This window comes from Granulicatella sp. zg-ZJ (assembly GCF_010892355.1).
Taxonomy (GTDB): domain Bacteria; phylum Bacillota; class Bacilli; order Lactobacillales; family Aerococcaceae; genus WM01.
Map to the genome: position 1 here is coordinate 1 of NZ_WNJY01000005.1, position 15,401 is coordinate 15,401.

General features: G+C 32.8%; 14 protein-coding genes and 1 other annotated feature. Of the genes, 11 read left to right on the plus strand and 3 right to left on the minus strand.

From position 1 onward, the window contains the following. The 6 genes from GMA11_RS02405 to polA form a co-directional block, all read left to right on the plus strand. The coding region (locus GMA11_RS02405) for a transposase (protein ID WP_205422862.1) at nucleotides 1-576 on the plus strand (576 nt) is incomplete at its 5' end. A gap of 120 nt (nucleotides 577-696) precedes the next feature. After that, complete coding sequence (pepA, locus tag GMA11_RS02410) at nucleotides 697-1,776, plus strand: glutamyl aminopeptidase (protein WP_370516569.1); 1,080 nt, start codon at nucleotides 697-699, stop codon at nucleotides 1,774-1,776. 10 nt (nucleotides 1,777-1,786) lie between these two features. Further along, entirely contained in the window at nucleotides 1,787-2,392 is a 606-nt protein-coding gene (ytpR, locus tag GMA11_RS02415; RefSeq protein WP_370516566.1) for a YtpR family tRNA-binding protein, read from the plus strand. A gap of 9 nt (nucleotides 2,393-2,401) precedes the next feature. Beyond that, nucleotides 2,402-2,905, plus strand: a complete 504-nt coding sequence (locus GMA11_RS02420; protein ID WP_163545624.1) for a hypothetical protein — start codon at nucleotides 2,402-2,404, stop codon at nucleotides 2,903-2,905. Next, nucleotides 2,898-4,229 carry a UDP-N-acetylmuramate--L-alanine ligase gene (gene murC / locus GMA11_RS02425; protein WP_163545625.1) on the plus strand — a complete coding sequence of 444 codons (1,332 nt, stop codon included), beginning with the start codon at nucleotides 2,898-2,900 and terminating at the stop codon, nucleotides 4,227-4,229. Before GMA11_RS02420 ends, murC begins: the two co-directional genes overlap by 8 nt. Nucleotides 4,230-4,294: 65 nt before the next feature. Further along, on the plus strand, nucleotides 4,295-6,922 hold the full coding sequence (gene polA / locus GMA11_RS02430) for a DNA polymerase I (protein WP_163545626.1): 2,628 nt from the start codon (nucleotides 4,295-4,297) through the stop codon (nucleotides 6,920-6,922). Nucleotides 6,923-6,989: 67 nt separating this feature from the next. Next, nucleotides 6,990-7,218: a binding site (T-box leader), on the plus strand. A gap of 142 nt (nucleotides 7,219-7,360) precedes the next feature. On the opposite strand, the gene clpP is transcribed toward polA, so the two are convergent. Further along, nucleotides 7,361-7,954 carry an ATP-dependent Clp endopeptidase proteolytic subunit ClpP gene (clpP, locus tag GMA11_RS02435; protein WP_163545627.1) on the minus strand — a complete coding sequence of 198 codons (594 nt, stop codon included), beginning with the start codon at nucleotides 7,952-7,954 and terminating at the stop codon, nucleotides 7,361-7,363. A gap of 105 nt (nucleotides 7,955-8,059) precedes the next feature. Between clpP and GMA11_RS02440 the strand changes: the two genes are divergently transcribed. Together GMA11_RS02440 and GMA11_RS02445 are read left to right on the plus strand one after the other, a co-directional pair. Next, the gene (locus GMA11_RS02440) at nucleotides 8,060-8,911 is read left to right on the plus strand and encodes a MetQ/NlpA family ABC transporter substrate-binding protein (RefSeq protein ID WP_163545628.1); all 852 of its coding nucleotides are present in this window, start codon (nucleotides 8,060-8,062) and stop codon (nucleotides 8,909-8,911) included. Between the two features lie 107 nt (nucleotides 8,912-9,018). Next, nucleotides 9,019-9,633, plus strand: coding sequence for an NUDIX hydrolase (locus GMA11_RS02445; protein ID WP_163545629.1), 615 nt, complete (start codon nucleotides 9,019-9,021; stop codon nucleotides 9,631-9,633). 69 nt (nucleotides 9,634-9,702) lie between these two features. Here GMA11_RS02445 and GMA11_RS02450 read toward each other — a convergent pair whose 3' ends face one another. Beyond that, the gene (locus GMA11_RS02450; protein WP_163545630.1) at nucleotides 9,703-11,325 is read right to left on the minus strand and encodes an ABC-F family ATP-binding cassette domain-containing protein; all 1,623 of its coding nucleotides are present in this window, start codon (nucleotides 11,323-11,325) and stop codon (nucleotides 9,703-9,705) included. A 59-nt stretch (nucleotides 11,326-11,384) separates the two neighbouring features. Then, nucleotides 11,385-11,861 (minus strand): nucleoside 2-deoxyribosyltransferase, encoded by a 477-nt coding sequence (locus GMA11_RS02455; RefSeq protein WP_163545631.1) that lies wholly within the window; start codon nucleotides 11,859-11,861, stop codon nucleotides 11,385-11,387. A gap of 322 nt (nucleotides 11,862-12,183) precedes the next feature. Between GMA11_RS02455 and GMA11_RS02460 the strand changes: the two genes are divergently transcribed. The 3 genes from GMA11_RS02460 (at nucleotide 12,184) to GMA11_RS02470 (ending at nucleotide 15,326) form a co-directional block, all read left to right on the plus strand. After that, nucleotides 12,184-13,272, plus strand: a complete 1,089-nt coding sequence (locus tag GMA11_RS02460; RefSeq protein WP_163545632.1) for a 3D domain-containing protein — start codon at nucleotides 12,184-12,186, stop codon at nucleotides 13,270-13,272. 72 nt (nucleotides 13,273-13,344) lie between these two features. Next, a complete protein-coding gene (locus GMA11_RS02465) occupies nucleotides 13,345-14,313 on the plus strand; it encodes a competence protein CoiA (RefSeq protein WP_163545633.1) in 969 nt (322 codons plus the stop codon). A gap of 86 nt (nucleotides 14,314-14,399) precedes the next feature. Further along, entirely contained in the window at nucleotides 14,400-15,326 is a 927-nt protein-coding gene (locus GMA11_RS02470; RefSeq protein ID WP_163545634.1) for a manganese-dependent inorganic pyrophosphatase, read from the plus strand. The last annotated feature ends 75 nt before the right edge of the window (nucleotides 15,327-15,401 follow it).

Here is a 15,401-nt window from a genome sequence, read left to right on the forward strand (position 1 = left end):
TATTATAAAAAAGACATTTTAAAATTTTTAGAAGAGAAAAAGATATTTTCTGTGATTGGGTATAGACGTTTTCATCGCAATCCTGACCATAAGTTTTTTCGCTATGATTCATCTAGAGATTGTTTTACGGATACACGTACGGGAGAAATTTACACCTACAGAAACATTGATAGACAAGGATATAAGCAGTATCGTATAAGCGATAACAGTAATAAACGGATACTACGTCGAGCGATAGATGCTGATGTATACGATAGATGTCGTGAACGTCGATTATCTACGTTTGGGAAAGCACTATATAAACGACGGAAAGAAACGATTGAGCGTAGCTTTGCAGACTCTAAACAAAATCATGGGTATCGGTTTGCACAATATAGAGGAGTAGCCAAGATGCAGCAGTACACTTGGTTATCTTGTGCTGCCCAAAACATGAAAAAAATGGCAATCCTACTCACGAGAGATAGCCATTTTTTACAATATAGTTCTTTATTTATCATTTTTAAATGTAAAATCCAACGTATTTTTCAAAACTGGAAAAATACGTTGGATTTTTTATCGCTATTGTCAACAGTCTGACCATAGAGATTATTCTATGGTTTTTTCATATTCAATAGGATATCGTCTAGGATACTTTTTTTCATACATAAAATATGGTATGATTATAGATACAAAAAAAGAAAGTGATAATAGTTTATGATAAATGAAGAAACGTTTAAACGCATTAAACAATTAACCGAATTACAAGCAACAAGTGGATTTGAACACAATGTTAGAGAATATATGAAAACACAACTTGCACCATTAGTAGATAAAATCGAACAAGATGGCCTAGGTGGTGTTTTTGGTGTGAGAGAACATCAAGATAAACAGGCTCCTAGAGTGATGTTTGCTGCGCACATGGATGAAGTAGGCTTTATGGTGACACATATTACAGATAGAGGTTTGTTTAAAGTGACATCTTTGGGAGGTTGGAATCCTTATGTTGTTTCTGCACAGCGCTTTACACTGCAAACAAAACAAGGTGATTATACCTGTGTTTCTTCATCAGTTCCTCCGCATTTATTAAGAGGTACAAACCAATCTGGAGATATCTCTATTGACAATATTTTATTTGATGCCGGATTTGAGTCTAAAGATGAAGCAATTGCTTATGGTGTCAGACCGGGAGATACGATTGTGCCAAAAGTTGAAACAGAATTATTGGCGAATAAAAAACGGATTGTATCAAAAGCATGGGATAATCGTTATGGATGTGCTGTATTATTAGATGCTCTTCAAACAGTAAAAGATGATACATTAAAAAGTACCATTATTGCTGGAGCAAATGTGCAAGAAGAAGTTGGCTTAAGAGGTGCAAAAGGGTCTACTGTTTTATGCCAACCGGATGTTTTTTTTGCGGTAGATTGTTCACCAGCAGATGATTTACAAACAACAAATGGTACATTTGGGCATCTTGGAAAAGGAACGTTATTACGTATTTTAGATCCCGGTTTTATTTTGTTAAAAGGAATGAAAGAGTATTTATTGGATACGGCTGAAACACATGGTATTCCATATCAATACTTTGTTTCTAAAGGTGGAACAGATGCTGGTGCAGCTCATCAAATGAATACAGGGATACCAAGTGCTGTGATTGGTGTTTGTGCAAGATATATTCATACACATCAAACAATTTTCGCTATTGAAGATTATGAGGCTGCTAAAGAAATGATCGTACATATTATGAGAACATTTGATAGCAGTACACTTGAGACAATTAAACGAATGAATGGGTAAGGAGAATATGATGTTTTTAGCATTTTATAATAAAGAACATGTTGGAGATACGCTTTTATTAGTTCGTAAGGAAACAGATGAACCAGTAGACTTTGAACGTGTAGACGATGTGACACGTGTGTTTATCAAAGAAACAAATGAAACAGTAGCTTATAATATTTTCAATATATCTGAGAAAATGACACTTGAAGGGCATGGACAAGTCTTACTAAGAGATGATCAAGTTGTGATGTTGAATGAGCTATTATCTAAATATCAATGGGAAACTATTACCGTAGATAATACACCTAAATTTGTGATAGGGCATGTGGATACATGTGTTGATCATCCTGATTCAGATCATCTACATGTAACAACTGTGTCTGTTGGGCAAGATAAACCATTACAAATTGTATGTGGAGCACCTAATGTAGAAGTAGGACAACGTGTAGTTGTCGCAAAAGTTGGAGCAGTGATGCCAAGTGGCATGATTATTTGGGACGGAGAACTACGTGGTATTGCCAGTCAAGGTATGTTATGTTCTGCTAGGGAATTACAGTTACCAAATGCACCTGATAAAAGAGGTATTTTAGTGTTAGACGAGGGAATAGTTGGACAGCCTTTTCCTTTGGTGTAGGAGGAGAAAATGATTGATTTTCCAAATTATTTAATCCATAATGGGTATCCTAGATTAGAAAAGCGTCAAATGAAATCTGAAATCGTTCTATCAAAACCATTTCAACATGAGCGAGATGAACAAGCAAAACAACGATATGAAAAGAAGCGTGACGACGAATTAAAGCAATTAGAAAAACGTCAATCACGTCCATTTGTGAGAAGTGAAGTGCCGTCTTTGTTAAAAGGTATGGAGAAAAAAACGCCAGTTGATTATAGAAGTCTTTATGAGCGTTTATCTGTTTCAGAGGAAGATTTGTTGCTCTTTGCAGAAAATAGTCGACAGTTATATCATGATTTGTCGAAGTTATCACAATTATTAGAAGAAACACAGAGTCATCCAGACGTGAATAAAAAAGCAAAAAAAGTACAAAAACGTGGTTTAAATCGTTCTATAAATGGTATTTTAGAACAAGAAAATCGTGATATAGCGTATTTATCGAACCGTGTAGAAAGAGAGAATATATATGACTGAAGAGAAAATTTATCATTTCACGGGGATAAAAGGATCTGGAATGAGTGCTCTTGCACTCGTTTTAAATGGAAAAGGGAAAAAAGTTCAAGGTAGTGATAAAACAGAATATTTCTTCACACAAAAAGGATTGGAAGACCAACGTATTCCGTTATATGATTTTTTACAGGCAACCTTAGACAATCAACATATAGTTATTGCTGGAAATGCGTATACGGATGATCATGAAGAATTGGTGCAAGCACGAGAAAATGGAGCGGAAGTTATTCGTTATCATACATTTTTGGGAGATTTGATTAACCAATATACGAGTGTTGCGATAACTGGTTCTCATGGAAAAACAACTACAACAGGATTATTATCTCATGTTTTAAAAACATTGAAACCAACAAGTTATTTAATTGGAGATGGTACAGGTTTTGGAGCAAATGATGCAGAATATTTTGTGTTAGAAGCATGTGAATATCGTCGTCATTTTTTGGCATATCATCCAGATTATGCCATTATGACAAATGTGGATTTCGATCATCCTGATTATTATAAAAATATTGATGATGTATTTTCTGCATTTGAAGCATTTGCCAAGCAAGTAAAAAAAATAGTCGTTGCATGTGGCGATGATGCTTATTTACCACGTTTAAAATCATTAGGTAATGTCATGTACTATGGATTTAAAGAAACTAATGATTTTATAGCGAGAAATATTGAACGTGCACAAGACGGGTCAAAGTTTGATGTGTATGTCAAAGAGCAATTTTATGGAACGTTCCACATTCCAACGTATGGATTGCACAATGTTTTAAATGCATTAGGTGTGATTTCATTATGTTATTTAGAAGGTTTTAAAGCAGAAGATGTGGCAAAAGCTTTATTAACATTTTCTGGTGTAAAACGTCGTTTTTCAGAAAAAATTGTGGGTAGTATGACTATTATTGACGACTATGCACATCATCCATCTGAAATTGCCGCGACACTAGATGCTGTGCATCAAAAATATCCAGATAAAGAAGTGATTGCAGTATTTCAGCCACATACGTTTACACGTACCGTTGCACTTTTAGAACAATTCGCTCATGTTTTATCAACAGCAGATAAAGTTTATTTATGTGATATTTTTGCCTCTGCACGAGAAACAGTTGGCGATGTTACTGTTCAAGATTTAGCAGATAAAATTACAAAAGATGTCCAAATTTTGCATAAAAACAATTTATCTTTGTTATTAGATTATAAAGATGCAGTTATTGTTTTTATGGGAGCAGGCGATATTAACAAAATTGCGAATGATTATACGAATTTATTAGGTCAATTACAATTAAATAAAAATTAAACATTTAAAATATACGGTACCGTTATATGTATACGGTACTGTTTCTTTATAGAAGGGAGACAACAATGTCAAAGAATAAATTACTGTTAATTGATGGAAGTAGTTTAGCTTTTCGTGCATTTTATGGACTATCTTATTTAGATAAATTTAAAACAAAAACAGGACTACATACAAATGCTCTATATGCTTTTCATACGATGCTCGATAGTATGATGAAAAGAGAAGAAGCCACACATATATTGGTTGCATTTGATGCAGGTAAAACAACATTTAGAACAGAGATGTTCACAGAATATAAAGGTGGGCGTGATAAAATGCCTGAAGAAATGGCTGAACAATGGCCATATTTTCGTGTGATGCTCGATGCCTTAGGTATTAAACATTATGAGTTATTGAACTATGAAGCAGACGATATTATTGGAACACTTGCGTCAATGGGTGAACAGGAAAATTTTGAAGTTGTTGTCGTTTCTGGAGATAGAGATTTAATTCAACTAACAAGTGAGCATATTCGTGTGGATATTACTAAAAAAGGTTCGGAAGTATATGCCTATACGCCTCAAGTTGTGATGAATGATATGGGAATTACACCGAAACAGTTGATTGATGTAAAGGGCTTAATGGGTGATTCTTCGGATAATTATCCAGGCGTTACAAAAGTTGGTGAAAAAACAGCATTAAAACTCATTCAAGAATATGGTAGTGTTGAAGGTGTATATGATCATGTACAGGACATGAAGACCAGTAAGTTAAAAGAAAACTTAATTGCAGATAAAGAAAATGCTTTTTTAAGTAAAAATTTAGCACGTATTTTAACTGATGCACCGATTGATGTTACGTTAGGCGACACTTTATATCGTGGAAAAAATATTCCTGCTTTAGAAAAGTTTTATAAAGAAATGGAATTTAAACAATTTTTAAGTCAATTAGATGTGCAAGAAGAAAAAATTGATATTGTTGATAGTGCTTATGAATTTGTAGAAGAAGTTACATCGGATATGGTTTCACAAGACGGTGTTTTTTATATTGAGCTACTGGAGGAAAATTATCATACCGGTACACCAGTAGGAATTGCTTGGTCAAATCAAGGTCGTATTTATGTGTCGCAATGGGAAACATTATTAGCGTCCTCTTTACTACAAAACTGGTTAATGAGTTCACATCCAAAAATCGTATTTGATCGTAAAAAAACAGAAGTACTGTTAAGAAGATACGGATTAAACATTGATTGTATGGCTTTTGATATTTTATTAGCAGCTTATTTATTAAATACAAATTTAACAAATTCGGATATTTCTCAAGTTGCATCGGAATATTACCATACAAGTGTTAAAAGTGATGAAGTTGTTTATGGAAAAGGTGTTAAATTAGCTATTCCAGAACCAATAATTTGGCAACAGCATTTGGCTCAAAAAGTAGATGCACTACAAGCATTGTATCCAATTTTTGATACATTATTAAAAGAACAATCATTGGATGCGTTATATTATGATATGGAAATGCCTTTAGCACATGTACTGGCTCAGATGGAATGTTTAGGGATTAAAGTGAATGATACGACTTTGTTGGATATGAAAGATATATTAGAAGAACGTATCGTTACTTTAGAACAAGAAATTTATGACTTGGTGGGAGAAGTATTTAATATTAACTCACCTAAAAAACTTGGTGAAATCCTTTTTGAAAAACTTGGTCTACCAGCTAGCAAAAAAACAAAAACTGGCTATTCAACAGCCGTTGATGTATTAGAAAAATTATTGTACGTACCAATTGTTGAGAAAATTTTGGATTATCGTCAAATTACAAAATTAAAATCAACGTATGTGGAAGGCTTATTGAAATATATTTCGGATGTGGATCAAAAAGTTCATACACGTTTTGTTCAAACCTTAACACAAACAGGACGCTTAAGTTCAACCGACCCTAATTTACAAAATATTCCCGTCCGTATGGAAGAGGGACGACGTATTCGTAAAGCTTTTGTACCTAGCCATCCAAACTGGAAATTATTATCGGCAGATTATTCACAAATTGAATTGCGTGTGCTCGCACATATTGCTGATGATGAACATATGAAAGAGGCTTTTGTATCTGATGAGGATATTCATACAAGTACGGCGATGAGAGTGTTTGGGGTTGCAAGAGAAGAGGTTGACGATGCCATGAGACGTCAAGCAAAAGCAGTTAATTTTGGTATTGTTTATGGGATAAGCGATTATGGATTATCTCAAAATTTAAATATTACAAGAAAAGCAGCTAAAGAATTTATAGATCGTTATTTTGAAAAATATCCAAATATACAAAAATATATGCATGATATTGTTGCTTTGGCAAAAAAACAAGGGTATGTAGAAACATTAAATCATAGACGTCGTTATTTACCGGATTTATCGTCTAGTAATTTTAATATTCGTTCATTTGCTGAACGTACAGCAATGAATACGCCTATTCAAGGAAGTGCTGCCGATATTATTAAAATAGCGATGATACGAATGGCACGTGAAATGGAGAAACGACATGTTCAGTCAAGAATGCTGTTACAAGTACATGATGAGTTGATTTTTGAAGTGCCTGAAGAGGAAATTGAAATCATGCAAAAACTTGTGAAAGAGGTCATGGAGAACGCTGTGTCATTATCTGTTCCGTTGAAAGTGGATTGTGAAATAGGGGACACATGGTATGATGCGAAATAAATGAGAAAAAAATGATAAAACATATTGACATTTCTCATTGTATACGTTATAGTGATGTTAATTTCATAGATAAACGTTGAAAAGATAAGTAAAAGCGTGATGCATATTAAAGAGAGCTTTTGGTTGGTGAAAAAAAGCAATGATAGTGCTTCGAAAATGGTCTTGGAGTAAGATATATCTAATAGGTATATCCGTCATGTGTACGATATAACACAACAGTATGATTGTACTGGTAAAGGTGTGTGTTGTAAAGCATACATGAACGTAGAGTGGTAACGCGATAATCCGCCTCTAGTATTTTTAATACTAGAGGCTTTTTGTTTATCTTACATGAAATAAGTGTATGTAAGAGGTGATGATAGTCTGATACATTAGAAGAGATTGAAACATGGGAAAAAGACTTGTTATAAAAAAGAGGCCAAAGCTGACCTCTTGTGTTTATTTCATATCTTTTGAGCTAACCATGATGTCGTCGATTAAACCGTACTCTTTAGCTTCTTGTGCGGTTAACCAATTATCACGATCAGTGTCTTTTGCGATTTTTGTTATTTTTTGACCTGTATTTTTTGCTAAAATTTTATTTAAACGTTCACGTGTAAATAAAATATGTTTTGCAGCAATTTCGATTTCTGTTGCTTGACCTTGAGCACCACCTAATGGCTGGTGAATCATAATTTCTGCATTTGGTAATGCATAACGTTTACCTTTTGCACCAGATGAAGATAAAAAACTTCCCATAGAAGCTGCTAAACCAATGACAATGGTTTGTACATCTGCTTTAATAAAGTTCATGGTATCATAAATGGCTAAACCGGCTGATACGCTTCCTCCTGGTGAGTTGATATATAAATAAATATCTTTTTCAGGGTCTTGTGCTTCTAAAAATAGTAATTGTGCAATAACAGAGTTTGCTACATCATCATCAATAGGACCACTCAACATAATAATACGGTCTTTCAAAAGTCTTGAATAAATATCGTAAGCACGCTCGCCACGTGATGATTGTTCAATAACAGTAGGCACTAAATTCATTTCTTTCCTCCAAAGATTGTTTTTACTTAGTATAAAAGTATCTTGCGGGTTAGTAAAGTAAAATGCCTTTTATAAATCATTAGAATAGAAAAAGGAGAATATATTATGATAAAACAAATTAAAAAAAGTTTCACAGTTGCTTTAGCAGCATGTTTATTAGGAGCTTGTGGACAAGCTCCACAAACACAAAGTAATCAAGAAACAACAAAAGAACCGACAAAAGTAAAAATTGCAGTTGTCGGTAGTCCATCTCACGATATTTGGAATTTTGTCGCTGAAAAAGCTAAAAAAGAAAATATTGATTTAGAAGTTATTGAAATGAATGATTATGTTCAACCAAATGTGGCACTATCAGAAGGGTCTATTGATTTGAATGCATATCAACATCGTGCATATTTAAAACAATGGAATACAGAGCATAAAGATGATTTAAAAGAAATAGGTTTAACCATTATTACACCACTATATTTCTTCTCTAATAAAGTAAAATCATTAAGTGATTTACCTGAGGGTGCTAAAGTTGCTATTCCAAAAGAAGTAGCTATTCAAGGTCGTGCGTTAGTTGCTTTACAAACAGCAGGTGTTATTAAATTAAAAGATGGTGGTAGTACAAAATCTTCTTTAACAGATATTGAAAGTAATCCAAAAAATATTGAGTTTTTAGAAGTTGAATCTGCCCAAGCAGTTCGTACATTAGATGATGTACATGCCGCAACAATTGGTGGTTCTTTTGCAACAGATGCAGGTCTATCTATTAAAGACAATATTTTCACAGATGCAGATTATTTAGATACAATTCCAGCAGACCGTTACAATATTATTGCAGCAAAAGAAAAAAATGCAGATAATCCTGTTTATAAAAAAATTGTAGAATTATTCCAATCTGATGATGTTGTTGAGAAAATGAATGAAGTAGCACCAGGTCAATATTATCCAGTTTGGAAAACAAATAAATAGTTTTAAAGTATAAAAAATATGTGAAACACCACTTGAGTGTCTTGAATACTCAAGTGGTGCTTATTTTTAAAATGTGCTATGCTTAGTGTAAGAAAGGTGGCTTATTTATGACAGAAAAATTATTTTCATTAGCACTTGAATTACAAAGTTTAGCACAAGCAGGCTTATTTTATGGAAAAGATATTTTTGATTTAGAAAGATATGAGCGTATTAAAGATATTTCTCTAGAAATTTTATCAAATAAAACGTCTTATTCTTTAGAAAGAGTAAGTGATTTATTTTTAACAGAAAAAGGTTATCAAACACCTAAAGTAGATGTGCGTTCAGCTGTTTTTCAAGAGGATACTATTTTATTAGTTCAAGAGAAAACAGGTCTGTGGTCTTTACCGGGCGGGTGGTGCGATATTTTATTAACGCCTACTGAGAATGCCATAAAAGAAGTAAAAGAAGAGGCAGGATTGGATGTGAAGATAGATAAGTTGGTTGCCGTTTTAGACATGGCAAAACATCATCAAAAGAAGAATATTTTTAGTGTTTATAAACTCTTTTTTACGTGTGAGGTATTAGGAGGGGAGTTTATAAGTAACAGTGAAACATTGGCTAGTCGCTATTTTAAGTTAACAGAATTACCAGAACTGGCTGAGTCAAAGACGACAGTTGAAGAAATTGAAATGTGTTTTGATGCTTATCAAAATAGTGATTGGAAAGTAGTTGTTGATTGATTATCACATATTGATTTAAAGAGTATAATATAAAGGACCTCGAAGCATTTACTTCGAGGTCCTTTTGTTTTATTCGTATAGTGCATTGACACGTGCTTGTACAGCATCATCACTTAAATATTCTTCATAAGTGGTAGATAATCTATCGACAACACCATTTGGAGAAACTTCAATAATACGATTTGCAATTGTATTGATAAATTCGTAGTCATGTGATGTAAATAGAAGAGAACCTTTAAAGGCAATCATACCATCATTTAAAGCAGTAATAGATTCTAAGTCTAAGTGATTTGTTGGGTCATCTAAAATCAAGACATTTGATTTTGATAGCATCATTTTTGATAACATACAACGTACTTTTTCTCCCCCGGATAAGACGTTTACTTCCTTCATTACGTCCTCACCAGAGAAGAGCATGCGACCTAAGAAACTACGTAGGAATGTATTATCGCTTTCTTCTTGTGGAGCGTATTGACGTAGCCACTCTAAAATAGATAAGTTTGAGCTAAATTCTTCCGTTGTATCTTTTGGTAAGTAAGCGCGGCTTGTTGTGACACCCCATTTGAATGTACCACTATCTGCTTCCATTTCACCCGTTAAAATTTTAAATAATGTTGTTGTCGTAATATCTTTTCTACTTAAAAAGGCAACTTTATCGTCTTTTGATAAGGTGAATGAAATATTATCCAATACTTTTTCGCCATCAATCGTTTTTGATAAGTTTTCAACAATCAATAAGTCATTTCCAATTTCACGATCAATCGTAAAGCCAACAAAAGGATACTTACGAGAAGACGGTTGAATATCGTCCAGCGTAATTTTTTCCAACATTTTTTTACGAGAAGTTGCTTGCTTGGATTTAGAGGCATTTGCACTAAAGCGTGCAATAAAGTCTTGTAATTCTTTAATTTTTTCTTCTTTTTTCGCATTCGCATCAGCAGCTAATTTTGCGGCTAATTGACTTGATTTTAACCAGAAATCATAGTTTCCGACATATAGTTGGATTTTGCCGAAATCAACGTCAGCCATATGTGTGCATACGACATTTAAAAAGTGACGGTCATGAGAAACGACAATAACAGTATTGGGAAAGTCTAATAAAAAGTCGGACAACCAATCAATAGATGCTTTATCCAAACCATTGGTTGGCTCGTCTAGTAATAAGACATCAGGTTGACCAAATAATGCTTGTGCTAATAAGACTTTTACTTTCTGAGGTTCAATTAACTCAGCCATTTTTTTATTGTGTAAATCTTCTGTAATACCTAATCCTTGTAGGAGAATAGACGCATCACTTTCAGCTTCCCATCCATTTAATTCAGCAAATTCGCCTTCTAATTCACCAGCACGAACACCGTCTTCTTCTGAAAAATCTTCCTTTGCATATAAGGCATCTTTTTCTTTCATAATATCGTATAGACGTTTATTTCCCATAATGACAGTTTCTAAAACATCATATTCTTCAAAGCCGTAGTGATTTTGGCTTAAAACTGATAGTCGCTCATGTGGGTCTAAAAAGACATCACCTGTTGTTGCTTGAATTTCTCCTGATAAAATTTTTAAGAATGTTGATTTTCCTGCACCATTCGCACCAATAACCCCATAACAGTTACCAGGTGTAAAAGTGATATTTACGTTATCAAATAATTTGCGATCTGAAAATAGTAAACTAACGTTTGATACTGTAAGCAAATTTTTTACCTCATTTCATTATAAATTCTTGCCTATTTTATCATATATAGACTCAAAAGTTAAATATAGTCCTTTAAAGTATTCAATAATTTTTCTGTTGTATCAACGACTTTTCCATTTAATTTCACAAGGCCTACTGTATATAGATTGATGTATGAAAATTGCGATTCAGCAATATCTTGTAATGCATCTAATTTTTGTTGATTTGTTGCCCCTTGCTGACGGCTATCTGTGTATAAGGCAATAATTGGAATGCCTGCTTGATAAGCAACACCGATTTCACTTGCCACACCAACATCAATGCTTGCACCGTCTAAAACGGCAACCATAATATTGCTGCTTAATAATTGTTCTGTATCAACTTTAGCAATTAGCTTAGAATCGGCGTACGCACTTTTATCGTTAATGTCTGCTTGTTCTTGTGGTAAATAAATATCTAGTGTTGGGAATTGTTGGCGAATTAAACTTACCACATAGCGATTGTATTGTTGTTCCATTTCTGAAAATAAAGGACTAGCAAAATAAATTTTTGTCATATTTGTTTCCTCCAGTGTTATCATTTATAGATATTTTAAAGTCATCAAAAAATCTATTTCCATCTCTCATTGATGATGTATTACGTATAGCATAATGTAAAAAGCCTTTATTATCAACTAATTAGAGTAGATAATAACTGGATTTTTGTTAATCAATGTATAAGAACAAAAAACAGCTCTTTATATTACAATTTTGTTACAAAAATAACAGAAAGATATAAAAATAATACATTTTAAAGACAGGATGAGTTTAAATGTAATTTTTTAGTAACATAAATGTATTCTTGCTTTGATAGAATGAGATTAAGTAAAGGAGTGACCTATGTTAAAAAGAAAATCAAGACGATTTTTCTTGTTCATTGGATTTTCTTTTTTTGTAAGCAGTCTTTATATAGCTTATGCTCAAGAAGATGCTTCAAAAGAGCAGATTGAAAAGCAATCAAAAGATATAGAAATACAAATTGAATCGCTTGTGACTTCACTACAAGAAAAGCAAAATAAAGTTTCTCAGTTAACTGAAGACATTGAAACAAGTAAAAAACTATATCGAGAAACGGAAGGAAAAATTATTGATCAGGAAAAAATCGTTGAATCAAGAAGGTTACAAGCGAAAGATAGACTAAGAGAAATACAAATTCGAGATGAAGTCAATGATATTTTGTATATTTTGTTATCTTCTGAGAGTATTACTGATTTTTTTGAACGGTATCATTTAATGGCACAGTTACAAGATGCGGCGAATAGTCGTTTGACGTCTGCACAACAATCTTTTAAAGACTTACAACGTTTAAAAGCAGAGCATAAAGATCAAATTATTCAATTAAATGCTCAAAAGAAAGAGTTGGAAGAAGAAACGGTACGCTTAAGCGAACAAAAAGAAGTTCTGTCAGAAAAAATTGCTAGTAATGGTGATTATTTAGATAAATTGGCAGAAGAAAAATATCGTAAACAACTTGAATTAACTGAAATGTTTGAAAAAATGATGCAAGAACAAAAACAAGTGACTGTTGCACAAGTGACAACACAATCTGTACAGGAGAATAAAGAAAAACCAGCAGAAACAACGACACAAACGCAACAAACAACACAAGTATCGACAGCAGAAAATACCTTTGTTGGTCGAACGTTGACAGTACATGCAACGGCTTATTCTTATAATGAACCAGGATTAACACATCATACGAAAATGGGAATTGATTTACGTATCAATCCTAAAGTAATTGCTGTTGATCCAAGTGTTATTCCATTAGGATCTTATGTTTATATTCCAAACTTTGGTGTTTATTTAGCAGCCGACGTTGGAAGTGCAATTAAAGGAAATAAAATCGATATTCATATGGTCAGTGTTGAGGATGCTATAAAATTTGGCAGACAAAATATAACCGTGACTATTTTAAAAGATAAACCTTAAGAAACTGATGATTGAAAACCACATTTGTCAAAAATGTGGTTTTTTTGCATATATAATCAGTAGGAGGGGAAAATGCTTATTGCGAAAAATCATCGACATCACTATTGCCAAGCAAAACTGGCAACTAAAGAAGAGAACTATTATTGTCCAAGTTGTTTACAAGAAGTATTATTAAAAATTGGTAAAGTAAAAACACCCTATTTTGCACATAAAAAAGTATGCTCACAGAACTTGTTTAGTGAAGGGGAAACGATAGAGCATGTACAAGGTAAGCAGTATTTATACGATTTGTTGTCTAAGCATAGTTGTTGTCCAGTACTAGAACCGTATATCAAAACTTTAAAACAAAGACCAGATATTTTATTTTTTTATGAGCATCAACAATATGTGATTGAATTTCAATGTAGTTTTATCTCAAGTGAAAAAATACGTCAACGAACAGAAGGATATGTTAAAGAGGGATATCATGTTATTTGGATTGTAGGGAGAAAATTGTTTTTATCTCATAATCTTTTTTTCGCTCAAACCACACCTGTATTAAGTTTATTTCATTTAAATACTCAAACAAAAAAATTATATCAAAAAACAGTAGGCTATACACATGCTATTACTCTTGTTGATTTATTAAGTAATCAGTCAAAACGGTATCAATTAAATGTTCGACAAACACCAAATCAGTATAGTAAAAGATGTCTGTCAAAAGCATGTTTACGTTATTTATATGAGAGGCGTATTGCAGTATGTTATTTACCGTCGGTATTATTCATACAAAAAAAGCATTATTTAGGATTGGCTACTTCTTTTGTCGAGGTTCTTATTTATGTTTTTTGTAAAATTCAAAAAGATAAAAAAGTAACATTTTATATTCTTTTTCAATATTTAGTATGGCTTGTTAAGCATGATATTATTCGTTTAAAAGAAATGCCTTTAATTGATAAACATACATTTATTTATCAGTTTATGTATGATGCATTATTTGTATTGGAAAAAATAAATTGTATCACTTGTATGCAAGATAGTGTCTTTATCAAAAAACAGTGAAAAATTTTCTTTGTTTAAATTTAATAATTGCCATTATGATGAAAATCTACTATGATAGAGTTATCATATATTTTGGAGGTCATTTTATGACAAAATTACTTATTTTTGGGCACCAAAATCCAGATACAGATACAATTTCATCTGCGATTGCCTATGCATATTTATTAACACAAAAAAATCATGAAGCAGAACCAGTTGCTTTAGGAAACCCAAATGAAGAAACACAATTTGCTTTAGAATATTTTGGTGTGAAAGCGCCACGTGTGGTAGAAACAGTATCTAATGAAGTGGATACGGTTGCCTTGGTTGACCACAATGAAGCACAACAAAGTGTCAAAGACTTAAAAGATGTAACAGTATTTTCTGTTGTGGATCATCATCGTATTGCCAATTTTGAAACAGCAAATCCATTGTATTACCGTGCTGAACCAGTAGGCTGTACAGCTACTATTTTGTATAAATTATTTAAAGAAGATGGTATTGAGATTCCATCTCACATTGCTGGATTGATGTTGTCGGCAATTATTTCAGATACATTATTATTTAAATCACCAACATGCACACAAGAAGATATTGATGTTGCACATGAATTAGCGGCATTATCAAAAGTAGATGTTAATGTATATGGTTTAAATTTATTAAAAGCAGGAACAAATTTATCAAGCAAAACCATTGAAGAATTATTAAACTTAGATGCAAAGTCATTCCCTATGGGAAGTACAACAGTACGTATTGCACAAGTGAATACAGTTGATGAAAATGAATTATTAGTGAAACAAGATGTATTAGAAGTAGCAATGGATAAAGAAAATAAAGAAAATGGCTATGATTTATTTGTTTTAGTAATCACAAATATTTTAACAAGTAATTCAGTTGTTGTTGTTTCAGGAGAACCACAGGAAGCTGTTGAAAAAGCGTTCAATGTAACATTAGCAAACCATACTGCTGTATTAGAAGGTGTCGTATCACGTAAAAAACAAGTTGTCCCAGCTTTAACAGAAGTTTTAGGATAATAGGTTTGATGTTTTATTGATACTCGTTATCGATAGAGATAATATCGTGTGTTGGGGAGTGAGCAAAAAATGCTC

Bases quoted from the DNA above. Each gene is read 5' to 3' on its own strand.
- ytpR (WP_370516566.1), top strand. From the start codon at position 1,787: ATGTTTTTAGCATTTTATAATAAAGAACATGTTGGAGATACGCTTTTA.
- GMA11_RS02420 (WP_163545624.1), top strand. From the start codon at position 2,402: ATGATTGATTTTCCAAATTATTTAATCCATAATGGGTATCCTAGATTA.
- murC (WP_163545625.1), top strand. From the start codon at position 2,898: ATGACTGAAGAGAAAATTTATCATTTCACGGGGATAAAAGGATCTGGA.
- polA (WP_163545626.1), top strand. From the start codon at position 4,295: ATGTCAAAGAATAAATTACTGTTAATTGATGGAAGTAGTTTAGCTTTT.
- clpP (WP_163545627.1), bottom strand. From the start codon at position 7,954: ATGAATTTAGTGCCTACTGTTATTGAACAATCATCACGTGGCGAGCGT.
- GMA11_RS02440 (WP_163545628.1), top strand. From the start codon at position 8,060: ATGATAAAACAAATTAAAAAAAGTTTCACAGTTGCTTTAGCAGCATGT.
- GMA11_RS02445 (WP_163545629.1), top strand. From the start codon at position 9,019: ATGACAGAAAAATTATTTTCATTAGCACTTGAATTACAAAGTTTAGCA.
- GMA11_RS02455 (WP_163545631.1), bottom strand. From the start codon at position 11,861: ATGACAAAAATTTATTTTGCTAGTCCTTTATTTTCAGAAATGGAACAA.
- GMA11_RS02460 (WP_163545632.1), top strand. From the start codon at position 12,184: ATGTTAAAAAGAAAATCAAGACGATTTTTCTTGTTCATTGGATTTTCT.
- GMA11_RS02465 (WP_163545633.1), top strand. From the start codon at position 13,345: ATGCTTATTGCGAAAAATCATCGACATCACTATTGCCAAGCAAAACTG.
- GMA11_RS02470 (WP_163545634.1), top strand. From the start codon at position 14,400: ATGACAAAATTACTTATTTTTGGGCACCAAAATCCAGATACAGATACA.